Here is a 22,576-nt window from a genome sequence, read left to right on the forward strand (position 1 = left end):
ATGTCATCTAAATGGATCACTTCATTATTTAAAAGCGTGGTATTAACCGCCGCGCTTGCCTCACCGTTTGCAGCATCAGCGTTTACTGAAGGCACTGATTATATGGTTCTGGAAAAACCAATTCCCAACGCCGATAAGACGTTGATCAAAGTATTCAGTTACGCCTGCCCATTTTGCTACAAATATGATAAAGCCGTGACAGGGCCCGTGTCAGACAAAGTCGCCGATGTCGTTACTTTCACTCCGTTTCATCTGGAAACCAAAGGGGAATACGGTAAACAGGCCAGCGAAATCTTTGCCGTAATGATTGCCAGGGACATGGCTGCAGGTATTTCATTGTTTGACGCCAAATCACAGTTTAAAAAAGCCAAGTTCGCTTATTACGCCGCCTACCACGATAAGAAAGAGCGCTGGTCAGAGGGTAAAGATCCCGCTTCATTCATCAAAACAGGGTTGGATGCAGCGGGCATGAGCCAGGCTGATTTTGACGCGGCATTGAAGGATCCAGCCGTCCAGCAAACGCTGGAGAAATGGAAAGCAGCATATGATGTCGCCAAAATCCAGGGCGTTCCGGCTTACGTCGTCAATGGTAAATACCTGATCTACACCAAAAATATCAAATCTATTGATTCCATGGCTGAGCTTGTCAGAGAGCTCGCGAAAAAATAAACAGGGACCCGGCTATGGCTTTCATAAAAGGATCGTGGCGAGACTTATGTAATACACCGGTTGATACCCTGGTGAGATGGCAGGAACAGCGCTTTCTGTGGCTGTTGATGGCTTGCGCAATGGGTGGATTGATTATTCTGGCGCATTCGTTCTTCCAAATCTATCTCTACATGGCCCCCTGCGAACAATGTGTCTACATTCGCTTTGCCATGCTGGTGATGGTTTTTGGCGGATTGATTGCGGCAATCAACCCCAAAAATGTTGTTCTGAAGCTCATCGGTTGTATCGCGGCATTTTACGGCAGCATCCTGGGCATTAAGTTCTCCATCAAACTTAACGGCATTCATTATGCTGTACATAACCCGGACCCGGATTCGCTGTTTGGCGTACAGGGATGCTCCACCGATCCGACATTCCCTTTTAATTTGCCTCTGGCCAACTGGGCACCGGAGTGGTTTAAACCCACAGGAGATTGCGGCTATGACGCTCCCATCGTTCCCGACGGCGTGGCGCTCAGCAGTACGCAAAAGTGGTTTGTCGATCTGTACCAGCAGTCAGAAGGCTGGTATCTGATCCCGCCTTGGCATTTTATGAACATGGCGCAGGCCTGTTTGTTGGCCTTTAGTTTGTGCTTACTGTTGCTCGTCATTATGAGCGGCGCATGGGCATTAAAGCGGGTGAGAACCAAATAATCGGAGCAAGAAACAAAAAAACCGAAGCCTGGAAGATGGCTTCGGTTTTTTATGCTTACCGCGACTAACGTGGTAATTTGCGATTAGCTGGCTTTGCGCTCATGCGCCTGACGGTAAGCCACCAGGTCTTCGATAGTAACTACCGCCATATTATGCTTGCCGGCAAATTCGATACATTCTGGCGCACGCGCCATGGTGCCATCGTCATTGGTCAGTTCGCACAGCACGCCTGCCGGTTTAAACCCTGCCAGCGTCATCAGGTCGATGGTTGCTTCAGTGTGACCACCGCGGGTCAACACGCCACCTGCCTGAGCACGCAGCGGGAAAACGTGCCCCGGACGGTTAAGATCGGAAGGTTTAGCGCCATCCTGAATTGCCGCACGCACCGTAGTAACACGGTCCGCAGCGGAAACGCCGGTAGTCACGCCTTCTGCGGCTTCAATGGTCACGGTAAAACCGGTACCGTAAGCGCTGGTGTTATTTTCCACCATCATTGGCAGATCGAGCTGTTTGCGTCGGTCTTCAGTGATGCACAGGCATACAATACCGCTGCCGTGACGGATGGTCAGAGCCATCTGTTCAACAGTCATGGTTTCTGCCGGGAAAATCATATCGCCTTCGTTTTCACGATCTTCGTCGTCAAGCACCATCACACCGCGTCCTTCACGCAGCGCAGACAGCGCAAGTTCAACACGTTCGAAAGGCGTACCAAAAGAGGAAAGTAGCGTCTGATTCATGGTAAAAAAACCTCACTAAAATTATGGTTACCAGAATCAGGGCAGTCTTAGGAGTACCGTCTAAGCGGCAAAAAAATAACGTGAGCGGGTCCATGCCCGACTGGATCGTTACTCTCTCCCATCCGGACTCTAACCGTCGGCCCCGGAATTACACCGGATCTGCTGACCTTTGAGTTTGCACCCAAAGCGCTCGCGGGCTTTCAACCTGAGTTGATTTACCGCCGGTGGGGAATTTGCCCCGCCCTGAGAATAAGCGGGTTAACTATAACGCTATTGATTACCTTCATCAACGCCTTTGCTCGTCTTAGCTTCACACAATTCTGGTTTATGCCTGTGCCAGTTCGCACTACAATAGGCAACAACACGTACCAGTTCAGGGAAACCACAATGATTGACCCGAAAAAAATTGAGCAGATTGCTCGTCAGGTTCACGAGTCGATGCCGAAAGGGATCCGCGAGTTTGGCGAAGACGTCGAGAAGAAAATTCGTCAAACGCTGCAGTCACAGCTGACCCGTCTGGATCTGGTAAGCCGTGAAGAGTTTGATGTACAGACTCAGGTTTTGCTGCGTACCCGTGAAAAGCTGGCGCTACTTGAGCAACGTCTGACTGAGCTGGAATCGCGTGAAAAAACGGCAGAAGTTAAACCTGCTCCCGCGATCCCGTCAGTCGATCCGCAAGAGTAAAAACGACAACGGGCCGCAAGGCCCGTTTTTTCTGTTAGTGTTCCAGTTCTAGCTTCCTGGCCTCCGTCGCCTGCTGGCAGTACAGCGCATAGCGTTTGCAAAACCAGCTACGATGTTCTTCATCCATATTCCCAGTTATCGCCTGGATATCTACGGGATGGCCCTCAGCTTGCATCCTGGCAAAACTACGGGCCAGGAAATCGAAATTGTTCATTGAATACATATTGCTGTTCATGAGCATACCCTCCAGTTATTGAATATCTGTTAAGGCCATATGCTTTTTCTAATTTCAGTATTTCCCTGGATGCGAAGTTATTCTGTACATATTGTGCGCAAAAGCACTGCGCTGGTTCACAGTTTCCCACGAAATCTAAGAGGGGTCGGATTTAAGGTCAGCGTGACGCACGCTTATTGTGACGTCATGTAAAAGTAAATCGGGGGGGAGAAAGCCCTTCTCCCCTTATTCCTTTACTCTGGGTTGAAGAAAACAGCAGCATCAATAGCAAGAAACGTATCGAATCCAAAAGTTCGATACGTTTCCAGCATTTGTTATTTATCGCTGTCTTTTTGGATCTTCTTGATGATATTGGTCGTTGAGCAGCCATCTTCAAAGTTCAGCACCAGCACTTCTCCGCCGTTCGCCCACACTTCTTTGCTGCCCGCAATATCTTCCGGCTTATAGTCGCCGCCTTTTACCAGCAGATCCGGCAGGATGCCGGCAATCAGACGCTGTGGTGTGTCTTCTTCAAAAGAGACCACCCAGTCGACGGCTTCCAGCGCGCCCAGCACGATCATGCGCTGTTCCAGCGGGTTGACCGGACGCGTTTCGCCTTTCAGACGTTTGGTCGAAGCATCGCTGTTTACCGCCACGATCAGACGATCGCCCAGCTTGCGCGCATTCGCCAGATAGGAAACGTGGCCCGCATGTAGGATGTCGAACACGCCGTTGGTCATCACCACTTTCTCACCGCGCTTGCGGGCGCTGGCTACGGCCTGTTTCAGCTCAGACTCGCTCATCACGCCAAAGCCAGTGTCGGCCCGACCGCGCACGGCGTTTTCCAGTTCAATCGGGGAAACGGTGGAAGTCCCCAGTTTACCGACGACAACACCCGCTGCGGCATTAGCAAAATAGCACGCCTCTTCCAGAGTGTTCCCCGCCGCCAGCGTCGCAGCCAGCACGCCGATCACCGTATCGCCCGCCCCCGTCACGTCATACACTTCCTGCGCCTGCGTCGGCATATGCAGTGGCGATTTGCCCGGTTGCAGCAGCGTCATACCCTGTTCGGAACGCGTGATCAGCAGCGCGGAAAGGTCGAAATCTGCAATCACTTTCATGCCGCGCTCAACCAGTTCATCTTCGCTTTTGCACTTACCGGCCACCGCTTCAAATTCAGACAAATTCGGCGTCAGCAGCGTTGCGCCACGATAGCGTTCAAAATCGGTCCCTTTCGGATCGATAAGCACCGGCACCCCAGCCTTACGCGCCAGAGCAATCATCTGCTGCACGCTTGCCAGTGCGCCTTTGGCGTAATCGGAGAGCACCAAAGCGCCAATGGAGCCCAGAGCCTGGTTAATACGCTCATGCAGCGGCTGCGGATCCACGCCTTCAAAACCTTCTTCGAAATCCAGGCGAATCAGTTGCTGGTTGCGGGAAAGCACGCGCAGTTTGGTGATCGTCGGATGAGTTGGCACAGAAACGAAGTCACATTTTACGTTCACATCCGCCAGCGTTTTGCTCAGCGCACGCGCCGCGTCGTCAATCCCAGTCAGGCCGACCAGACGCGAATTCGCTCCCAGAGAGGCAATGTTCATCGCCACGTTTGCTGCGCCACCGGGACGTTCTTCAATGGTATCAACCTTCACCACCGGAACCGGCGCTTCAGGTGAAATACGGCTGGTAGGACCGTACCAGTAGCGATCTAGCATCACATCACCGACAACCATGACTCCTGCACGTTCAAACTCTGGCAGCGTTACTTTCATTCCTGTCTCCTGAGAGATTCTCTGAGGGTCTTAAAATTTGCGCGCGATAATAGCACACTTCACTCGGCAACCAGCCACTTCTGCCAGCTGTCACGCACCAGCGTACGTTCAGCGTCGAAGTGCTCCGGCGCCACATGGCCCGGAAGTTCCTGCAATGCAAGATGATGAAGTTCATCGCGCAGCGTCGTATAAGCACGGGTAAGCGCCAGCGCTTCCTGCTCATCCATAATGTCGTTTTGCGCCAGTAACTCCAGAATGCGCACGTTATCCGACCAGCGCGTCAGCTTCGGTTTTTCATGCGCATAGCGCAGCACCAAGTATTGCGTAATAAACTCAATGTCGGTGATGCCGCCTTCATCCGCTTTGATATCAAAACGATCGCGATGCTTATTGCCCAAATGGGCCCGCATTTTCTCACGCATTTCGCGCACATCGGTCTGCAAGGTTTTCGCATCGCGGACGAGGGTCATGATATCGCGACGAATCGCATCAAACTGAGAGGTCAACCGTGGGTCGCCGTACACCACTCGAGCGCGCACCAGCGCTTGATGCTCCCACGTCCAGGCTTCGTTGCGCTGGTAATCAGCGAAAGCCTCGGTTGATGTCACCAGCATTCCCGCCGCGCCGGACGGGCGCAACCGCGCATCCACTTCATACAAAATACCGGATGAGGTGCGGGTGCTGAAAAGGTGCATAATGCGCTGCGACAGACGCAAATAGAACTGTCGCCCGTCAATCTCACGCTCACCATCCGTCATCACGTCCATAGGACAGTCATGCAGGAAGATCAAATCAAGATCCGAACTGTAGCCCAGCTCCCAGCCGCCCAGTTTGCCATACCCGACGACGGCAAAACCGCGCCCCTCGCGCCCGTCAAGATGAGTGGGTTGCCCGTAGCGAGCGACCATCTGCATCCACGCCTGCTGGACTACCGCATCAATAATAGCTTCCGCCAGCCAGGTTAAGTGGTCGCTCACCTTCATCACCGGCAGCGTACCAGCGATATCTGCCGCGGCAATGCGCAGCAACTGCGTTTGCTTAAACTGACGCAGCGCTTCCAACTGCTGCTCTTCGTCATCTTCCGGTACGCGCAGCAAATACTGGCGCAGTTCATCACGGTAGGCATCCGTCGCGGTGGGTTGATACAGGGTGTTCGGATCCAGCAGTTCATCGAGCAACAGCGGATACCGCGCCAGCTGGCTGGCGATCATCGGCGAAGCGGCACATAACGAAATCAGATGCTTAAGCGCTCCGGGGAATTCGCTCAGCAGCTCCAGATAGGTCGTACGGGTCACAATGCCTACCAGCAGCGGTGTGATGCGCGACAGTGGGACTGAGGCGTCGTCACGCGAACAGACATCGCTCAGCAGATGCGGCATTAAGTGATCCAGCACCTGGCGTCCGCGTGGGCCAATGGTGCGTTTATCCAGCTCTTTGCGAAAATCGGCAATCAGAGACAGCACGCGCCGGCGATCGTCATCCGCCAGATGCGTCAGCACCGGCGTGGTGTCATCTTCCTGTAATGCGTCCTGCCACAGTTCACGCCACTGTTCTGAGAGCGACTCTTCCTGGGTTTCTGCTTCGTCATCGCCAATCAACTCGTTAAACACCCGGCGCACGTTGTCCATATGACTGGCCAGCACATCGGTTAGCTGCTGCCAGTCATCGACGTTCATCCCCCACGCCAGCCGCGCGCGGTTCAGTTCATCGCCTGGCAACGTCTGGGTCTGCTCATCATTGATACTTTGCAGCAGGTTCTCCAGACGACGTAAATAGAGATAGGCTGCACGCAGTTGTTCCGCGTCGGTGTCTGACAGCAGGTGCAACGCATTGATGGCGCTGAGCGTGGGTAACAGCGAGCGGGATTGCAATGACGGCTCGCGCCCACCGCGAATAAGCTGGAATACCTGCACGATAAATTCGATTTCACGAATACCGCCCGCGCCCAACTTAATGTTGTCTTTCAGACCACGGCGGCGCACTTCGCGGGCAATCATTCCTTTCATGTTACGCAGAGACTGGATCACACTGAAATCAATATAGCGGCGGAAAACAAAAGGCCGCAGCATAGCGCGAAGCTCACTGACGTAGGTACCGTCGCAATCGCCCATAATGCGGGCCTTGACCATCGCATAGCGTTCCCAGTCGCGCCCTTGTTCCTGGTAATAATCCTCCAGCGCGGAGAAGCTCAGCACCAGCGGGCCGCTGTCGCCAAACGGGCGTAAACGCATATCTACCCGATAGACAAATCCATCCATTGTGGGCTGATCCAGCACTTTGATGAGCCGCTGGCCCATACGGGTAAAGAACTGCGCGTTATCCAGCTCGCGACGTCCGCCCTGCGTACTACCGTGCTCCGGCCAGGCAAAAATCAGATCGATATCAGAGGAAAAATTCAGTTCGCCGCCGCCCAGTTTCCCCATACCTAAAATCAGCAGCGGTTGCGCAACACCTTGTGGATTACAGGGCGTACCCCATTCACGACAGCAGGCGGCGTATAACCAGTCACGCGCGGCGACGATCAGCGTTTCAGCCAAATGGCTTAGCTGCTGCAAGATACTCTCTTCCGTCACCAGCGACAGCGTCTGCGCCCAGGCGATACGCACCATGATGCGACGGCGAAACAGGCGCAGCTCACGCATCAGCGTGTTTTCGTCGCTAACGTCGACCAATGCTTGCTGTAACCAATCAGCATAGTGTTGCCATTCATCCGCCTCGGGTGGCGTGCTTTCCAGTTCGACCAGCCATTCGGGATGGGCAATAATGCTGTCGCGAAAAAAATCACTGAATGTAAGCACTGACTTCGCCTGAATGCTAAGCGAGGACTCAGATATTGCTGCTGGCAGCCGCTCAACAACGGTCGGCCAGTAATGCTGTAACGGTGAAGAGAGCTGCTTCATTTATGGATTATCCTTTGAATAGTACCGGGCAGCGGCATGTTGCCTTATCCAGCCTACATGACGCTTCCGCCCATCGCGTAGGCCTGATAAGCGCAGCGCCATCAGGCATCCCGGCCTCACCCTGATTATCGTTTTCCGCTGTGCAACCAGAACGGTTCCAAAGCAATCGCCTCGTTGCGGAAGTGTTCAATTTCAATGTATTGGTTAGCCGCAATGGCGTGACGTAAACCCTGCCAGGTGGCGATCCATTCCGATGCGACATTTTCGTCGTAGTATCCCGCCAGCATCAGCATGCTATCAATATTGCGCGTCAGGCGCGGAAGTTGATCGGCGTACTGATCGCCCAGCGGCTGAGCAAAAGCTGTTTTCAGTTCAGCGGCATGGCGCGAGAGATGGGTATCTGAGAAACGCTTAAAGGAGTCGGCTATTTTACCCTGCGCCTTCGCATCAAGGAACGGCTGCCACCCTTTGGTCACCAGCCATTCGGTCAACGCCAGCTTGGCCATCGCCGTTTGCGTGCTGTAAACCGCGGAAACGGCAGAAACGTCAGACGCAATGATCGCTTCCGACTGGGTCAGCAAATCACGTAAGTGAGCACTCGCTTTTCGCGGCACATTACCGCCAAACAGCATCAGAATGTGACGCACCAGGCCCATCGCAGCCAGCACCTCGGCTTTCGCCCCTTTGACGCCACGCACCCACAGCTCTTCATGGTACTGCCACTGTGATAATGCCAGCTCCAGCGCCGCTTCCAGCCCTTGCTCAATACTCGCTTTTGCCGGAACCTTCAAAATGCGCGTCGGTTTGAGTTCACGCGGTGCATTCCCCTGAGCCAGATGATAGCCGCGCGCCGCTTTACTCAGGCTGCCCTGGCGTAAACCGGTTTGCGATACCAGCTGGTTTGCCAGCTTCAATACCGCACGGGTATCGCCGCTTAACAGCTCCAGTTCAAGCTCACAGATAGGTTCAGCCAACTCGCCCGCTTTCACTTCCCCGAGATCGAGGGCCATTTCAATGCGGCTACCGTCGATATCAAGGTGCCATTTCTCACGGTAAAAATCGGTGCTGAAGAGCGGCTGTACCTGAGAGGCAAGTTCAGCGGGCAGTTTGCCATCAGGCCAGACTTCCGTTGGAAACAGGGAGAGATCCAACTCTGGCGCGTTCAGCGCAACGTTAAACTCCGGCCGCTGATGCAGGCCACCCGTCACTCGTCCGGCAATTTTCATGGTCATTTCGTAATGACCGTTCTCACCGCGAATACGCAGCCCCATATCGTGACCACGCAGCCACGCATCGGGCGTTTCGTAGTAGATATTCAGCAACTGGCTGGGCGCATGATGCTCTCCCCCCAGCGTATTCAGACGTTCACGTAGCGCATCTACAGCGTCACTATTGACGATAAATTTTAATTCGATTTCCTGGGCCATGGTCTTGTACTTATGGGTTATGTCACAGTTGAGAAAACTGACTGCGAACTAAGCTCGTTCTTTATGGTCAGTAGATAGTATTTTGCGCCAAATTGCCATGCAACGAGCAATTTGACGGGCGTAAAAGTTTCGAGTGGTGGCAAAAAGGACACAGATGATTCCGATTGATGTCGAATGCTTTGCGTAGAGACACTGATGCCACTACTATCGTTCCACTTTCTATGACAATAACGACAGCCTGATGCCAAAATTACGCCTGATTGGATTAACTTTACTCGCACTTAGCGCCACTGCAGTCTCTCATGCCGAAGAAAAGCGCTATGTTTCTGACGAACTGAACACCTGGGTCCGCAGCGGTCCGGGAGATAATTATCGCCTCGTGGGTACGGTTAACGCCGGCGAGGAAGTCACGCTATTACAGACCGATGCCAACACTAACTACGCCCAGGTGAAAGACAGCACCGGACGTACCGCCTGGATCCCACTGAAAGAGCTGAACAGTACGCCGAGCCTGCGTACCCGCGTTCCCGATCTGGAAAACCAGGTTAAGACCTTGACCGATAAGCTCAATAATATCGACACCACGTGGAATCAGCGCACCGCCGATATGCAGCAAAAAGTGTCGCAAAGCGACAGCGTAATCGACGGGCTGAAACAAGAAAACCAGAAGCTGAGGAACGAGCTTATCGTGGCGCAAAAGAAGGTCAGCGCAGCCAACCTTCAGCTTGATGACAAACAGCGCACCATCATCATGCAGTGGTTTATGTACGGCGGCGGCGTGCTGGGTCTTGGTTTGTTGCTCGGCTTGGTTCTGCCACACATGATCCCCAGCCGTAAACGCAAAGATCGCTGGATGAACTGAATCGCCTTCTCCGCCGCACTGACATATGATTAAGGGATCATAATTTCAAAAGGAAAGTGGCGTGAAGATTTATCTGGTCGGTGGTGCTGTTCGGGATGCGTTATTAGGGCTACCGATTAAAGATAAAGATTGGGTTGTTGTCGGCGCCACGCCGCAAGAGATGCTCGACGCGGGCTACCAGCAGGTAGGGCGCGATTTTCCCGTGTTTCTGCATCCGCAAACCCGGGAAGAGTATGCGCTGGCGCGTACCGAACGCAAATCAGGCTCGGGGTATACCGGATTCACCTGCTACGCCGCGCCGGATGTGACGCTGGAGGCCGATCTTCAGCGTCGCGATCTGACCATCAACGCAATGGCCCGCGATGACGACGGCGAGATTATCGATCCGTATAACGGACGCGACGATCTGGAAAACCGTCTGCTACGCCATGTGTCCCCCGCCTTTAGCGAAGATCCATTGCGCGTGCTGCGCGTGGCGCGCTTTGCTGCCCGCTATGCGCACCTCGGTTTTCGTATCGCTGAAGAAACCATGACGCTGATGCGCGATATGAACGCCGCAGGGGAACTGGAACACCTGACGCCAGAGCGGGTGTGGAAAGAAACAGAAGGTGCTTTAACCACCCGCAACCCACAGGTATTTTTTCAGGTCCTGCGCGACTGCGGCGCACTGCACGTCCTGTTTCCGGAAGTAGATGCTCTGTTTGGCGTTCCCGCGCCCGCGCAATGGCACCCGGAAATTGATACCGGTATTCACACGCTGATGACGCTGTCGATGGCGGCCATGTTAAGTCCGGAGGTCGACGTGCGTTTCGCCACGCTGTGCCACGATCTTGGCAAGGCATTGACGCCAAAAGCGCTGTGGCCACGCCACCACGGTCACGGTCCGGCTGGCGTGAAGCTGGTCGAGCAACTGTGCCAACGCCTGCGCGTGCCGAATGACATCCGTGATTTAGCCAAACTGGTAGCCGAGTTCCACGACCTCATTCATACCTTCCCGATCCTGCAGCCGAAAACCATCGTTAAGCTGTTTGATTCCATCGATGCCTGGCGCAAACCGCAGCGCGTGGAGCAAATCGCCCTGACCAGCGAGGCCGACGTGCGTGGGCGAACCGGTTTTGAAGCGGCGGATTATCCGCAAGGCACGCTGTTGCGTGAAGCCTGGCAGGTTGCGCAGGCGGTACCAACGAAAGACGTCGTTGAGGCGGGATTCAAAGGTCAGGCTATTCGCGAGGAACTGACCCGGCGTCGGATCGCGGCGGTGGCCGACTGGAAAGAACAACGTTGCCCGAAAGCGTAGACAGTGCATTGCCGGATAAGCGTTAACGCCGCTATCCGGCAAGCTAGTAAAATCAGAAGAACACGACGTAAACGGCAGCCGCCACAATAAAGCGGTAAATCGCAAACGGAATAAACGAGATGCGCTTAATCAGCTGCAGGAAGGTTTTGATCGCCACCAACGCCACGATAAACGCCGTCACGAAACCAACTGCAAACATCGGAATATCTGATGCGCTGAGGAACGTCCAGCTTTTGTAGAGATCCAGCGCCGTTGCGCCCATCATCATCGGCACGGCCAGCAGGAAGGAGAATTCGGAGGCCGCGTAACGGCTTACTCCCATCAGCATACCGCCAGAAATCGTCGCCCCGGAACGAGAAAAACCCGGCCACAGCGCCAGACACTGGAAACAGCCAATCATAAACGCCTGGCGATAGGTCATATCATCCAGACCCGGCGCACGCGGCTCTTTCGGCTTCAGGCATTCTGCGGCAATCAGCAGCACGCCCCCTACCACCAGCGCATACATCACGTTGATCGGGTTAAACAGCGATTTGATGATGTCGTGGAAAATCAGTCCCAGTACGACGGCAGGAACCATCCCCAACAGGATATGGCCCAGCGTCAGCCGACCTTTGCCAGTGCCTTCATGTGGGACCTTACCGAAGTGAATGCCAATCAGGCCAAACAGACGTCGCCAGAACATCACCACGACCGCCAGGATAGAGCCCAACTGGATAACCACCTCAAATGTTTTTGCGGTGTCACCCTCAAAACCCAGCAAGTGGCCAACAATAATCATATGGCCGGTACTGGAAACGGGTAAAAACTCCGTCAATCCTTCGACCACACCCAAAATTGCCGCCACCAGCAGCGAGTGCATATCACTCATTAATGAACCTCTAGATAGATAAACCACGGCGAAAACGAGCCGACATAAAGACCCTTTTATACCCGTTTGGTTTAGATATTATTATTTTAATTATTTTCTTTCAGATTATTGCCACGCTCAATGATAACCCCGACGTTGGCCGCACGGGCTACCGCGCCAGGTTTACTGAGTTTGATCCGCACCCATGGAGAATTAAAACGGCTCAGCAGCAGATCCGCCACCTCTTCCGCCACGCGTTCGACCAGCGCAAAGCGCCCGCCTTCCACATGATTAACAACCGTTTGAGCAATATCAGCATAGCTCAGGCAATCAGCCACATCATCGCTTTTAGCCGATTTACGGTTGTCCCACGCCATTTCGATATCGAACACCAACTGTTGTTCGATCGTTTGTTCCCAGTCGTAAACACCAATAGTGGTGATTACAGAAAGTTGCTCTATAAATACAATATCCATCACGACCTGCCTGCTTTTTGGCTAACCCGGATACCACTTCCGGCGAAATATGCGTATTATCCACAGAAGTAGCGTTTTACACGACATTTTCAAAACGGAACAGCTTATGAGTGCAATCGCGCCTGGAATGATTATCTTCGCGTACCTCTGTGGCTCAATTTCCAGTGCTATTCTGGTATGCCGCCTTGCTGGATTACCGGACCCGCGTGACAGCGGATCTGGGAATCCGGGCGCGACAAACGTATTGCGCATCGGTGGCAAAGGAGCCGCCGTCGCGGTGCTGATTTTCGACGTCCTGAAAGGTATGTTACCCGTCTGGGGTGCCTATGCGCTAGGCATTAGCCCCTTCTGGCTGGGATTGATCGCGATCGCCGCCTGTCTGGGTCACATTTGGCCGGTCTTCTTCGGCTTTAAAGGTGGGAAAGGCGTTGCCACCGCCTTTGGCGCAATTGCGCCGATTGGTTGGGATTTAACCGGCGTGATGGCCGGAACCTGGCTGCTGACCGTCTTATTAAGCGGCTATTCATCACTAGGCGCTATCGTCAGCGCGCTGATCGCCCCCTTTTACGTCTGGTGGTTCAATCCCCAGTTCACTTTCCCGGTGTCCATGCTGTCGTGCTTAATTCTGTTACGCCACCATGACAACATTCAGCGTCTGTGGCGTCGTCAGGAGCCAAAGATCTGGACCAAGCTGAAGAAAAAACGCGAAAGAGACCCTGAGTGATTTTAATGTCGGATAGCGACGTAACAGCGTCTTATCCGGCGTGGGGAATGTGATACCCCTCTACCGGTTTGCCTAATCGGTGCTGGCACCACGTCGCCAGAAACTCCACGCACACCCGAAGCTTCACGCTGCGATACAGCGGCTCCTGATAAACCGCCCAGATATTGGCGCTTTGCGCATAGTCCGGCAGCACGCGCACCAGTTCACCGCTTGCCAGAAACGGCTGCAGGTCCCATTCGGAACGCAGCATAATCCCTTTTCCCTGTAGCGCCCACTGCAACACAATCTCGCCGCTGTTAGAGGAAAGATGTCCCGCCACCTTGACCGACTTTTTCTCCTGGCCGTTATCCAGCTCCCACACCCCGTGGGTCATATCGCGTTCTTTAGTGACCAGGCAATCATGACGACTTAATTCCTGCAGCGTTGTCGGCTCACCGTATTTTTGTAAATACGTCGGCGCTGCACATAATATTCTTCTATTTTTCGTTAACAAATGCGCAATATAATAATCCGGAATCTCGTCATTAATACGAATATCCAAATCGATATTATCCTGCGCCAAATCAATTTGCCGATCATAAAGTTCAAAATGCACCTGTAATTCAGGATAGCTATGCATCAGTTCGGTAATAGCCGGTGCAATATAACTGCGCCCAAAGCCAAAGCTACAGCCGATACGAATCATCCCTGCCGGGCGCGTTTTGAGTTGCGTGACGTCATCGACCAGATGCTGATAGCCCGCAAGAATAGCCTGCGCATGTTCATAACAACGTTGACCACTCTCCGTGAGTGTCACGCCGCGCGCGGAGCGGCTTAGCAGCGTCGTCCCCAGCGTTGACTCAAGGATCTGAATGCGTTTCGTCACAAACGCGGGCGTTTGGCCGAGCGCCGCGGCGGCGGCACTGAAGCTGCCGCTATGAACAATTTCAACCAGGACCTGCAGGTCTTTCGCGAGGGGATACGTGTTCAGCATGATCGGTATATCCGTAAAGTTGTTAACCGCAGTGTAATTCCCTCATGCGTATTAAACCCTGCCTTTGCGCAATTTTTATTGCTTATCTGAACATCATTCACGATCTGTTAATTGGATATTCACAGTGGCAAATAATATAAAACCACATTTTTAGTGGTAGTTTGTGGCGGAGAATTTATTTCCAGATAAATAAAAGAACTGGAGTTAACAAGATGAGCAATCAAAATAACCAAAATGCGATAACTACGCTGACAAACATTGTCGCCGATTTTACCGCCATGATTTCTACCCGCATGCCTGACGACGTCGTAGATAAATTAAAACAGCTGCGTGAAGGCGAAACTTCGCCGATGGGTAAAATCATCTACCACACCATGTTTGACAACATGCAGAAAGCTATCGACCTGAACCGTCCGGCCTGTCAGGACACCGGCGAGATTATGTTCTTTGTGAAGGTCGGCTCCCGTTTTCCGCTGCTGGGCGAACTGCAAAGCATCCTGAAACAGGCCGTTGAAGACGCCACGGTAAAAGCGCCGCTGCGCCATAACGCGGTCGAGATTTTTGACGAAGTGAATACCGGCAAAAATACCGGTACCGGTGTGCCGTGGGTCACCTGGGACATCATCCCTGATAACGACGACGCGGAAATCGAAGTCTACATGGCAGGCGGCGGTTGTACGCTGCCGGGACGTTCAAAAGTGTTAATGCCTTCTGAAGGCTACGAGGGCGTGGTGAAATTTGTCTTCGAAAATATCTCCACGTTGGCAGTCAACGCTTGCCCGCCGGTGCTGGTGGGCGTAGGTATTGCCACCTCCGTGGAAACCGCCGCCGTCCTTTCTCGTAAAGCGGTGCTACGTCCTATCGGATCACGTCATCCGAATCCAAAAGCGGCCGAACTGGAACTGCGTCTTGAAGAAGGGCTGAACCGTCTGGGCATTGGCCCGCAAGGGTTGACCGGGAATAGCTCGGTGATGGGCGTGCATATCGAATCCGCCGCACGCCATCCGTCGACTATCGGCGTTGCCGTTTCTACCGGCTGCTGGGCACACCGTCGCGGCACGCTGTTGGTTCATGCTGACCTCTCCTTCGAAAACCTGTCTCACACCCGGAGCGCGTTATGAAAAAGATCCTCACAACCCCGATCAAAGCCGAAGATCTGGCCGACATTCGCGTTGGCGATGTCATCTACCTGACCGGTACGCTGGTGACCTGTCGTGACGTGTGTCACCGCCGCCTGATCGAACTGAAGCGCCCGATTCCTTATGACCTGAACGGCAAAGCCATTTTCCACGCGGGGCCCATCGTACGTAAGAACGGTGAAAAATGGGAGATGGTCTCCGTTGGCCCAACCACCAGCATGCGTATGGAAGCGTTTGAGAAAGACTTTATCGAGCAGACGGGCGTCAAACTGGTGGTCGGCAAGGGCGGCATGGGACCGCTAACGGAAGCAGGCTGCAAACAGTTTAAAGCGCTGCACGTAATCTTCCCGGCAGGTTGTGCGGTCGTGGCGGCAACCCAGGTTGAAGAGATCGAAGAGGTACACTGGACCGAACTTGGCATGCCGGAGTCCCTGTGGGTATGTCGGGTTAAAGAGTTCGGCCCGCTGATCGTTTCCATCGACACCCACGGCAATAACCTGATCGCCGAAAACAAAAAGCTGTTCGCTGAACGTCGCGATCCTATCGTCGATGAAATCTGCGAGCACGTGCACTACATCAAATAACCCTCCCGGAGAGGCGCTGCGCCTCTCCCTTTTCGTAGGGATACAACAATGGCACCTTTAGCTGGTTGGTGGCGATACCTGGCTCCGCTGGTGGTCATCGCCATTATTGCTGTACTGCCCGTCCCCAACGGCCTTGAGAGCCACACCTGGCTCTATTTTGCCGTTTTTACCGGTGTGATTGTGGGGCTGATTCTGGAACCTGTACCGGGCGCGGTGGTAGCGATGATTGGCATTTCGATCATCGCCGTCCTTTCACCGTGGCTGCTGTTCAGCCCGGAGCAACTCGCGCAGGACGGTTTTAAATTTACCGCCAAATCGCTGTCATGGGCGGTATCAGGTTTTTCAAACTCGGTAATCTGGCTTATCTTCGCGGCCTTTATGTTTGGTACCGGCTATGAGAAAACCGGGCTCGGTCGACGTATCGCGCTGATGCTGGTGAAAAAGATGGGGCACCGGACGCTGTTTCTCGGCTATGCGGTGATGTTCTCTGAACTTATCCTCGCTCCCGTCACGCCGTCCAACTCCGCGCGCGGGGCCGGAATAATCTACCCGATTATCCGCAACCTGCCGCCGCTGTATAACTCGCAGCCCAATAGCGCCAGTTCTCGCTCCATTGGCTCGTACATTATGTGGATGGGCATTGTCGCCGACTGCGTCACCAGCGCCATTTTCTTAACGGCGATGGCACCGAACCTGCTGTTAATCGGCCTGATGAAAGGCGCGTCCCACACGGCGCTGAGCTGGAGCGACTGGTTCTTAGGCATGCTGCCGCTGAGTATTTTACTGGTGCTGATTGTGCCCTGGCTGGCGTACGTGTTGTATCCACCGGTGCTGAAATCCGGTGATCAGGTTCCGCGCTGGGCGGATACAGAGCTAAAAGCAATGGGACCGCTCTGCGCACGCGAGAAAAAGATGTTGGTGCTGATGGTCGGCGCACTGGTGCTGTGGATTTTCGGCGGCGATTACATTGACGCCGCGATGGTCGGATACAGCGTAGTGGCGTTGATGCTGGTACTGCGCATCATTAGCTGGGATGACATCGTCAGTAATAAAGCCGCGTGGAACGTCTTTTTCTGGCTGGCCTCGCTGATAACGCTGGCGACCGGGCTCAATAACACCGGTTTTATTACCTGGTTCGGCAAGCTGCTGGCAAACGGGTTGAGCGGTTATTCGCCGATGATGGTGATGGTGGCGCTCATTGTGGTGTTCTATCTGCTGCGCTACTTCTTTGCCAGCGCCACGGCGTATACCTCCGCCCTGGCACCGATGATGATTGCCGCCGCGCTGGCGATGCCGGAAATCCCACTCCCGGTCTTCTGCCTGATGGTCGGCGCAGCCATTGGTCTCGGCAGCATTCTGACCCCGTATGCCACCGGTCCTAGCCCTATCTACTACGGCAGCGGCTATTTGCCGACGGTAGATTACTGGCGACTCGGTGCTATTTTTGGCCTGATTTTCCTTGTGCTGCTGGTGATTACCGGTCTGGTCTGGATGCCCCTCGTTTTACTGTAAAACACCATTGGGGCGGCATATTGTCGCCCCTTTATCCATAAGCTTCTCATATGATCGATTTCCCGATGTGCTGAGGCATACTTTTTTGTATGCAAACACCCTCATGCTGATAAGGGAAACGCTCTGGACACGGTTGCGCACGAGACACTCACACGGGGCTGGCAGGCCGAACTGGATCTGCATTTCACCCGCACTGGGCACAACACGGTGCTCGCCTCGGCGCGTCATCATGGTCCATTGACGGTTCAGCGTCCGTTTTACCCGGAAGAGGACGTCTGCCACCTCTATTTGCTTCATCCACCCGCGGGGATCGTCGGCGGGGATGAACTACACATTGCCGTAACTCTCAACGAAAACAGTCATGCGTTAATCACCCAGCCCGGCGCGGGAAAGTTTTATCGCAGCGGTGGGCCGCAGGCGTTGCTGCGCCAACATTTCACGCTCGCCCCGCACGCCACGCTGGAGTGGCTCCCCCAGGATACGATCCTCTTTCCTGGCGCCAACGCCACTATCCAGTCCGTCTTTCACATCGCGTCGGAGAGTCGACTGCTGGCCTGGGATCTGCTGTGCCTCGGGCGACCAGTTATGCAGGAGTCCTTCAGCCACGGCACGCTGCAAAACCGTCTGGAAGTGTGGCGAAATGGGCAGCCGCTGCTGATAGAGCGCTTGCAGTTGCAGAAGGGGGAGCTGAGCGGCGTCGCGCACCATCCGTGGGTAGGCACGTTGCTGTGTTATCCGGCCACTGAAAACATGCTGGAAGGCACGCGCGAGCGGCTGACGCCGCTTGGCGATTACGCCGGGGCAACGCTTAACGACTCACTGCTGACGATCCGCTTTCTTGCCGACGACAACCTGATTGTTCAGCGCGTTATGCGTGACATTTGGCAATTTCTGCGCCCGCTTTTGACACACAAACCGCCCGTACTACCGCGAATCTGGCAAACCTAAGAGACCCCGTATGGAACTGACCCCCAGAGAAAAAGACAAGCTGTTGCTGTTTACCGCCGCGCTGGTGGCAGAACGTCGCCTGGCCCGCGGGCTGAAGCTGAACTATCCGGAATCGGTGGCGCTAATTAGCGCTTTCATCATGGAAGGGGCACGCGATGGTCAAACCGTGGCCTCGCTGATGGAAGACGGGCGTCACGTCCTGCGCCGCGATCAGGTGATGGAAGGCGTTCCGGAGATGATCCCAGATATTCAGGTTGAAGCAACGTTTCCGGACGGATCAAAGCTGGTCACCGTCCACAACCCGATCGTTTAAGGAGCGGCAATGATCCCAGGTGAATATCAGATAGCCAAAGGCAATATCGCGCTCAATCAGGGGCGGGAAACCTGTACGATCGTGGTGGAAAATCATGGCGACAGACCCATCCAGGTGGGATCGCACTATCACTTTTCCGAGGTGAACCCGGCGCTGCGCTTTGACAGGCGGGCTGCACGCGGCTTTCGTCTAAACATTCCTGCGGGCACGGCGGTACGTTTTGAGCCGGGACAAAAACGCGAAGTCGAACTGGTGCGCGTCGCTGGCGCACAAAGGATCGTGGGTTTTCGCAGCGAAGTGATGGGGGCACTGGAGGCAAATGATGAGTGAAATTTCACGGCAGGCGTACGCCGACATGTTTGGCCCAACCACCGGCGATAAGGTACGTCTGGCGGATACCGACCTGTGGATTGAGGTGGAAAAAGACTTCACCACCTACGGCGAAGAGGTCAAATTCGGCGGCGGGAAAGTGATCCGCGACGGCATGGGTCAGGGACAAATGCGCGCGCAAGCGTGTGTGGATCTGGTGATAACCAACGCCCTGATCGTCGATCACTGGGGGATCGTGAAAGCGGATATCGGCATCAAGGACGCCAGGATCTTCGCCATCGGTAAAGCGGGTAATCCCGATATTCAGCCCGACGTCACGATCCCGATAGGTGTGGGAACTGAAGTCATCGCCGGGGAAGGCAAGATCGTCACCGCGGGCGGTGTGGATACGCATATTCACTGGATCTGCCCACAGCAGGCACAGGAGGCGCTGGTTTCCGGCGTAACGACGATGATCGGCGGCGGCACCGGCCCGGCAGCAGGAACTAACGCCACCACCTGCACGCCGGGTCCGTGGTACATCGCGCGCATGCTGCAGGCGGCAGACGCCTTGCCGGTTAACATCGGTTTGCTCGGCAAAGGCAACGGCTCAAACCCTGACGCCCTGCGCGAGCAAATCACCGCGGGCGCCATTGGCCTGAAAATCCATGAAGATTGGGGCGCTACGCCAGCCGCCATCAACTGTTCCCTGGAAGTAGCAGAGGAGATGGATATCCAGGTGGCGCTGCACAGCGATACGCTCAATGAGTCCGGTTTCGTTGAAGATACGCTGGCGGCGATTGGCGATCGCACCATTCATACTTTTCACACCGAAGGCGCGGGCGGCGGCCATGCGCCGGATATCATCACCGCCTGCGCGCATCCAAATATTCTGCCCTCCTCCACTAACCCGACGCTGCCCTATACCGTCAACACCATCGACGAGCATCTCGACATGCTGATGGTTTGCCACCACCTCGATCCGGATATCGCCGAAGACGTGGCCTTTGCCGAATCACGCATTCGCCGGGAAACGATCGCTGCCGAAGATGTGCTGCATGACATTGGCGCGTTTTCCCTGACCTCGTCCGATTCACAGGCGATGGGGCGCGTGGGCGAAGTGATCCTGCGCACCTGGCAGGTGGCGCACCGCATGAAGGTTCAGCGTGGTCCGCTGGCAGAAGAAACAGGCGACAACGACAACCAGCGCGTTAAACGCTACGTCGCCAAATACACCATCAACCCGGCGCTAACCCACGGCATCGCCCACGAAGTTGGCTCCGTTGAGCCTGGCAAACTGGCCGATCTGGTGCTGTGGTCCCCAGCCTTTTTTGGCGTAAAACCAGCGACGATCGTAAAGGGCGGGATGATCGCCTGTGCGCCGATGGGCGATATCAACGCCTCGATCCCCACCCCGCAGCCGGTGCATTACCGCATGATGTTCGGCGCACTTGGCGCGGCGCGGCATCGTACTCGGCTGACCTTTATTTCGCAGGCCGCTAACGCGCAAAACATCCCGCAGCAGCTCAATTTGCAAAGCGCCATCGCCGTCGTCAAAGGCTGTCGGACGGTGAAAAAGGCCGACATGATCCACAACGGCCTGCAACCCAATATCACCGTCGATGCTCAGACTTATGAGGTGCGCATTGATGGCGAACTTATCACCAGCGAACCGGCAGACGTTTTGCCGATGGCGCAACGCTATTTCCTGTTTTGAGGAGTGACGATGATCTACCTGACCCAACGCCTTGACCACGCCCACCGCGTCACCGCAAGCGTCACGCTACCCATTGATATTCGAGTAAAAAGCCGTGCCAGAGTGACGCTGAACGACGGTCGCGAAGCCGGGCTAATGCTTCCGCGCGGTTTGCTGTTACGCAGTGGTGATCTGCTGACCACCGAAGATGGCAGCGAGGTGATCGAAGTGATCGCCGCGCCGGAGTCGGTTTCCGTGGTGCGCTGCGCCGATCTTTTCCTGCTCGCCAAAGCCTGTTATCACCTCGGCAATCGCCACGTTCCGCTGCAAATTCTGCCGGATGAGTTGCGCTACCATCACGATCATGTGCTGGACGCCATGTTGCGCCAGTTCAGCCTGGAGGTGACGTTCGCTCAACTACCGTTTGAACCGGAAGCAGGCGCTTATGCCAGTGAATCACACGGGCATCATCACGCCCATGCGCACTGATGCATAACATCCAACAGCTGCGTCTGATGCAGCTCGCCAGCAGCGCTCTCCCGGTGGGGTCGTTTACCTGGTCCCAGGGTCTGGAGTGGGCGGTTGAAATCGGCTGGGTGAAAAGCGCCGATGACTTCTCTGACTGGCAAATCCAGCAGATGGAGCAGAACTTCTTTACCGTCGACCTACCGCTACTGGCGAGACTGTATCGCGCCTGCGAGCAGGACGATCTCGCTGCAGCACGCCGCTGGAGCGCTTACCTGTTGGCCTGTCGGGAAACCCGCGAACTACGGGATGAAGAACGCAGTCGGGGCGCGGCGTTTACTCGGCTGGTCACCGACTGGGAAGCGGATTGCTCGCGGGAGTGGCGCGCGCTCTTTATCGACAGCCAACTCTGCGGTATGGCCTGGCTGGGCGTGCGCTGGAAAATCCCCCTGACCGAGCTGGCGTTAAGCCTCGGCTACAGCTGGATTGAGAGCGCAGTGATGGCTGGCGTCAAACTGGTCCCTTTTGGGCAGCAGGCGGCCCAGCGTTTGATCATTGCGCTCTGCAATCGGTATGCGCAAGGTCTGGCACAGGCGCTGGCGTGTCCTGACGCCAGCCTCGGCTCAGCAACGCCGTTGGCGGCCATCGCATCTGCCCGGCATGAAACCCAATATTCCCGATTATTCCGCTCCTGAGGAGAAAAAATGAGTAACAACAAGCATCCCCTGCGCGTGGGCGTTGGCGGCCCGGTTGGCTCCGGCAAAACGGCGCTGCTGGAAGCGTTATGCAAAGCCATGCGCAGCAGCTATCAACTGGCGGTGGTAACCAACGATATCTATACCAAAGAAGATCAGCGCATTCTCACCGAGGCAGGCGCCCTGGAGCCAGACAGGATCGTCGGCGTGGAAACCGGCGGTTGCCCGCATACCGCTATCCGTGAAGATGCGTCGATGAATCTGGCCGCCGTAGAGGCGCTGAGCGAGAAATTCGGCAATCTGGATCTGATTTTTGTGGAAAGCGGCGGCGATAACCTGAGCGCCACCTTCAGCCCGGAATTAGCGGATCTGACGATCTATGTGATCGACGTTGCCGAAGGTGAGAAGATCCCGCGTAAAGGTGGCCCGGGGATCACCAAATCTGATTTTCTGGTGATCAATAAAACCGATCTGGCCCCTTACGTGGGCGCCTCGCTGGAGGTGATGGAGCGCGATACCCTACGCATGCGCGGCGAGCGTCCGTGGACGTTTAGTAATTTAAAATCCGGAGAGGGTCTGGAAAAAATTATCGCGTTTCTGGAAGAGAAAGGGATGCTGCGGGAGTAGAGTATTGCCCGGTG

At 54.9% G+C, this 22,576-nt stretch carries 24 protein-coding genes and 1 riboswitch; of the genes, 16 read left to right on the plus strand and 8 right to left on the minus strand.

What is annotated here, in order from left to right:
* Both B9P82_RS09795 and dsbI read left to right on the plus strand, forming a co-directional pair.
* Positions 1-669, plus strand: a complete 669-nt coding sequence (locus B9P82_RS09795; protein ID WP_019077701.1) for a thiol:disulfide interchange protein DsbA/DsbL — start codon at positions 1-3, stop codon at positions 667-669.
* 14 nt (positions 670-683) lie between these two features.
* Complete coding sequence (gene dsbI / locus B9P82_RS09800) at positions 684-1,361, plus strand: protein-disulfide oxidoreductase DsbI (RefSeq protein ID WP_046276262.1); 678 nt, start codon at positions 684-686, stop codon at positions 1,359-1,361.
* A gap of 83 nt (positions 1,362-1,444) precedes the next feature.
* Here the strand turns inward: dsbI and ribB are convergent, their stop codons facing one another.
* Complete coding sequence (ribB, locus tag B9P82_RS09805) at positions 1,445-2,098, minus strand: 3,4-dihydroxy-2-butanone-4-phosphate synthase (protein WP_016154529.1); 654 nt, start codon at positions 2,096-2,098, stop codon at positions 1,445-1,447.
* Between the two features lie 106 nt (positions 2,099-2,204).
* Positions 2,205-2,353: riboswitch (FMN riboswitch) on the minus strand.
* 132 nt (positions 2,354-2,485) lie between these two features.
* Here ribB and ubiK point away from each other — a divergent pair.
* The gene (ubiK, locus tag B9P82_RS09810) at positions 2,486-2,782 is read left to right on the plus strand and encodes a ubiquinone biosynthesis accessory factor UbiK (RefSeq protein WP_003024618.1); all 297 of its coding nucleotides are present in this window, start codon (positions 2,486-2,488) and stop codon (positions 2,780-2,782) included.
* Between the two features lie 34 nt (positions 2,783-2,816).
* Here ubiK and glgS read toward each other — a convergent pair whose 3' ends face one another.
* From glgS to B9P82_RS09830, 4 genes are all read right to left on the minus strand, one after another.
* Positions 2,817-3,023: a cell surface composition regulator GlgS gene (glgS, locus tag B9P82_RS09815; protein WP_019077704.1), complete on the minus strand. Its 207-nt coding sequence runs from the start codon at positions 3,021-3,023 to the stop codon at positions 2,817-2,819.
* A gap of 308 nt (positions 3,024-3,331) precedes the next feature.
* Positions 3,332-4,765, minus strand: a complete 1,434-nt coding sequence (gene hldE / locus B9P82_RS09820; protein ID WP_016154530.1) for a bifunctional D-glycero-beta-D-manno-heptose-7-phosphate kinase/D-glycero-beta-D-manno-heptose 1-phosphate adenylyltransferase HldE — start codon at positions 4,763-4,765, stop codon at positions 3,332-3,334.
* Positions 4,766-4,824: 59 nt separating this feature from the next.
* Complete coding sequence (gene glnE, locus B9P82_RS09825) at positions 4,825-7,665, minus strand: bifunctional [glutamate--ammonia ligase]-adenylyl-L-tyrosine phosphorylase/[glutamate--ammonia-ligase] adenylyltransferase (protein ID WP_047414042.1); 2,841 nt, start codon at positions 7,663-7,665, stop codon at positions 4,825-4,827.
* 125 nt (positions 7,666-7,790) lie between these two features.
* Positions 7,791-9,092 (minus strand): CYTH domain-containing protein, encoded by a 1,302-nt coding sequence (locus B9P82_RS09830; protein ID WP_049268736.1) that lies wholly within the window; start codon positions 9,090-9,092, stop codon positions 7,791-7,793.
* 241 nt (positions 9,093-9,333) lie between these two features.
* Here B9P82_RS09830 and B9P82_RS09840 point away from each other — a divergent pair, with 241 nt between their 5' ends.
* Together B9P82_RS09840 and B9P82_RS09845 are read left to right on the plus strand one after the other, a co-directional pair.
* Positions 9,334-9,954, plus strand: a complete 621-nt coding sequence (locus B9P82_RS09840) for a TIGR04211 family SH3 domain-containing protein (RefSeq protein WP_016154533.1) — start codon at positions 9,334-9,336, stop codon at positions 9,952-9,954.
* A gap of 61 nt (positions 9,955-10,015) precedes the next feature.
* Positions 10,016-11,251, plus strand: a complete 1,236-nt coding sequence (locus tag B9P82_RS09845) for a multifunctional CCA addition/repair protein (RefSeq protein ID WP_101700285.1) — start codon at positions 10,016-10,018, stop codon at positions 11,249-11,251.
* 52 nt (positions 11,252-11,303) lie between these two features.
* On the opposite strand, the gene bacA is transcribed toward B9P82_RS09845, so the two are convergent.
* Entirely contained in the window at positions 11,304-12,122 is an 819-nt protein-coding gene (gene bacA / locus B9P82_RS09850) for an undecaprenyl-diphosphate phosphatase (RefSeq protein ID WP_016154535.1), read from the minus strand.
* An 86-nt stretch (positions 12,123-12,208) separates the two neighbouring features.
* The gene (gene folB / locus B9P82_RS09855) at positions 12,209-12,577 is read right to left on the minus strand and encodes a bifunctional dihydroneopterin aldolase/7,8-dihydroneopterin epimerase (RefSeq protein WP_003828442.1); all 369 of its coding nucleotides are present in this window, start codon (positions 12,575-12,577) and stop codon (positions 12,209-12,211) included.
* A 106-nt stretch (positions 12,578-12,683) separates the two neighbouring features.
* Between folB and plsY the strand changes: the two genes are divergently transcribed.
* Positions 12,684-13,301 (plus strand): glycerol-3-phosphate 1-O-acyltransferase PlsY, encoded by a 618-nt coding sequence (gene plsY, locus B9P82_RS09860; protein ID WP_016154536.1) that lies wholly within the window; start codon positions 12,684-12,686, stop codon positions 13,299-13,301.
* Between the two features lie 31 nt (positions 13,302-13,332).
* Here plsY and B9P82_RS09865 read toward each other — a convergent pair whose 3' ends face one another.
* Positions 13,333-14,274 (minus strand): L-tartrate utilization transcriptional activator TtdR, encoded by a 942-nt coding sequence (locus B9P82_RS09865; protein WP_016154537.1) that lies wholly within the window; start codon positions 14,272-14,274, stop codon positions 13,333-13,335.
* Between the two features lie 212 nt (positions 14,275-14,486).
* Here B9P82_RS09865 and ttdA point away from each other — a divergent pair, with 212 nt between their 5' ends.
* The 10 genes from ttdA to ureG all read left to right on the plus strand — a co-directional run bounded on the left by ttdA (position 14,487) and on the right by ureG (position 22,562).
* Complete coding sequence (ttdA, locus tag B9P82_RS09870) at positions 14,487-15,395, plus strand: L(+)-tartrate dehydratase subunit alpha (protein ID WP_016154538.1); 909 nt, start codon at positions 14,487-14,489, stop codon at positions 15,393-15,395.
* A complete protein-coding gene (ttdB, locus tag B9P82_RS09875) occupies positions 15,392-15,997 on the plus strand; it encodes a L(+)-tartrate dehydratase subunit beta (RefSeq protein WP_016154539.1) in 606 nt (201 codons plus the stop codon). The genes ttdA and ttdB overlap by 4 nt, the downstream gene beginning before the upstream one ends.
* Before the next feature lie 48 nt (positions 15,998-16,045).
* On the plus strand, positions 16,046-17,509 hold the full coding sequence (locus tag B9P82_RS09880) for an anion permease (protein ID WP_101700286.1): 1,464 nt from the start codon (positions 16,046-16,048) through the stop codon (positions 17,507-17,509).
* Positions 17,510-17,632: 123 nt separating this feature from the next.
* Positions 17,633-18,457 carry an urease accessory protein UreD gene (locus B9P82_RS09885; RefSeq protein WP_200011998.1) on the plus strand — a complete coding sequence of 275 codons (825 nt, stop codon included), beginning with the start codon at positions 17,633-17,635 and terminating at the stop codon, positions 18,455-18,457.
* A gap of 10 nt (positions 18,458-18,467) precedes the next feature.
* Entirely contained in the window at positions 18,468-18,770 is a 303-nt protein-coding gene (locus B9P82_RS09890; protein ID WP_016154542.1) for an urease subunit gamma, read from the plus strand.
* 9 nt (positions 18,771-18,779) lie between these two features.
* Positions 18,780-19,100 (plus strand): urease subunit beta, encoded by a 321-nt coding sequence (locus B9P82_RS09895; protein WP_016154543.1) that lies wholly within the window; start codon positions 18,780-18,782, stop codon positions 19,098-19,100.
* Entirely contained in the window at positions 19,093-20,796 is a 1,704-nt protein-coding gene (gene ureC / locus B9P82_RS09900; RefSeq protein WP_019077710.1) for an urease subunit alpha, read from the plus strand. Before B9P82_RS09895 ends, ureC begins: the two co-directional genes overlap by 8 nt.
* Positions 20,797-20,805: 9 nt before the next feature.
* Positions 20,806-21,264, plus strand: a complete 459-nt coding sequence (gene ureE / locus B9P82_RS09905) for an urease accessory protein UreE (protein WP_101700287.1) — start codon at positions 20,806-20,808, stop codon at positions 21,262-21,264.
* Positions 21,264-21,935, plus strand: a complete 672-nt coding sequence (locus tag B9P82_RS09910) for an urease accessory protein UreF (RefSeq protein WP_101700288.1) — start codon at positions 21,264-21,266, stop codon at positions 21,933-21,935. The genes ureE and B9P82_RS09910 overlap by 1 nt, the downstream gene beginning before the upstream one ends.
* Before the next feature lie 9 nt (positions 21,936-21,944).
* On the plus strand, positions 21,945-22,562 hold the full coding sequence (gene ureG / locus B9P82_RS09915) for an urease accessory protein UreG (protein ID WP_016157503.1): 618 nt from the start codon (positions 21,945-21,947) through the stop codon (positions 22,560-22,562).
* Positions 22,563-22,576 lie beyond the last annotated feature (14 nt).

This window comes from Citrobacter sp. L55 (genome assembly GCF_002850715.1).
Taxonomy (GTDB): domain Bacteria; phylum Pseudomonadota; class Gammaproteobacteria; order Enterobacterales; family Enterobacteriaceae; genus Citrobacter; species Citrobacter braakii.

Coding starts and splice junctions, on each gene's coding strand:
- B9P82_RS09795 (WP_019077701.1), top strand. CDS start 1: ATGTCATCTAAATGGATCACTTCATTATTTAAAAGCGTGGTATTAACC.
- dsbI (WP_046276262.1), top strand. CDS start 684: ATGGCTTTCATAAAAGGATCGTGGCGAGACTTATGTAATACACCGGTT.
- ribB (WP_016154529.1), bottom strand. CDS start 2,098: ATGAATCAGACGCTACTTTCCTCTTTTGGTACGCCTTTCGAACGTGTT.
- ubiK (WP_003024618.1), top strand. CDS start 2,486: ATGATTGACCCGAAAAAAATTGAGCAGATTGCTCGTCAGGTTCACGAG.
- glgS (WP_019077704.1), bottom strand. CDS start 3,023: ATGCTCATGAACAGCAATATGTATTCAATGAACAATTTCGATTTCCTG.
- hldE (WP_016154530.1), bottom strand. CDS start 4,765: ATGAAAGTAACGCTGCCAGAGTTTGAACGTGCAGGAGTCATGGTTGTC.
- glnE (WP_047414042.1), bottom strand. CDS start 7,665: ATGAAGCAGCTCTCTTCACCGTTACAGCATTACTGGCCGACCGTTGTT.
- B9P82_RS09830 (WP_049268736.1), bottom strand. CDS start 9,092: ATGGCCCAGGAAATCGAATTAAAATTTATCGTCAATAGTGACGCTGTA.
- B9P82_RS09840 (WP_016154533.1), top strand. CDS start 9,334: ATGCCAAAATTACGCCTGATTGGATTAACTTTACTCGCACTTAGCGCC.
- bacA (WP_016154535.1), bottom strand. CDS start 12,122: ATGAGTGATATGCACTCGCTGCTGGTGGCGGCAATTTTGGGTGTGGTC.
- folB (WP_003828442.1), bottom strand. CDS start 12,577: ATGGATATTGTATTTATAGAGCAACTTTCTGTAATCACCACTATTGGT.
- plsY (WP_016154536.1), top strand. CDS start 12,684: ATGAGTGCAATCGCGCCTGGAATGATTATCTTCGCGTACCTCTGTGGC.
- B9P82_RS09865 (WP_016154537.1), bottom strand. CDS start 14,274: ATGCTGAACACGTATCCCCTCGCGAAAGACCTGCAGGTCCTGGTTGAA.
- ttdA (WP_016154538.1), top strand. CDS start 14,487: ATGAGCAATCAAAATAACCAAAATGCGATAACTACGCTGACAAACATT.
- ttdB (WP_016154539.1), top strand. CDS start 15,392: ATGAAAAAGATCCTCACAACCCCGATCAAAGCCGAAGATCTGGCCGAC.
- B9P82_RS09880 (WP_101700286.1), top strand. CDS start 16,046: ATGGCACCTTTAGCTGGTTGGTGGCGATACCTGGCTCCGCTGGTGGTC.
- B9P82_RS09890 (WP_016154542.1), top strand. CDS start 18,468: ATGGAACTGACCCCCAGAGAAAAAGACAAGCTGTTGCTGTTTACCGCC.
- B9P82_RS09895 (WP_016154543.1), top strand. CDS start 18,780: ATGATCCCAGGTGAATATCAGATAGCCAAAGGCAATATCGCGCTCAAT.
- ureC (WP_019077710.1), top strand. CDS start 19,093: ATGAGTGAAATTTCACGGCAGGCGTACGCCGACATGTTTGGCCCAACC.
- ureE (WP_101700287.1), top strand. CDS start 20,806: ATGATCTACCTGACCCAACGCCTTGACCACGCCCACCGCGTCACCGCA.
- B9P82_RS09910 (WP_101700288.1), top strand. CDS start 21,264: ATGCATAACATCCAACAGCTGCGTCTGATGCAGCTCGCCAGCAGCGCT.
- ureG (WP_016157503.1), top strand. CDS start 21,945: ATGAGTAACAACAAGCATCCCCTGCGCGTGGGCGTTGGCGGCCCGGTT.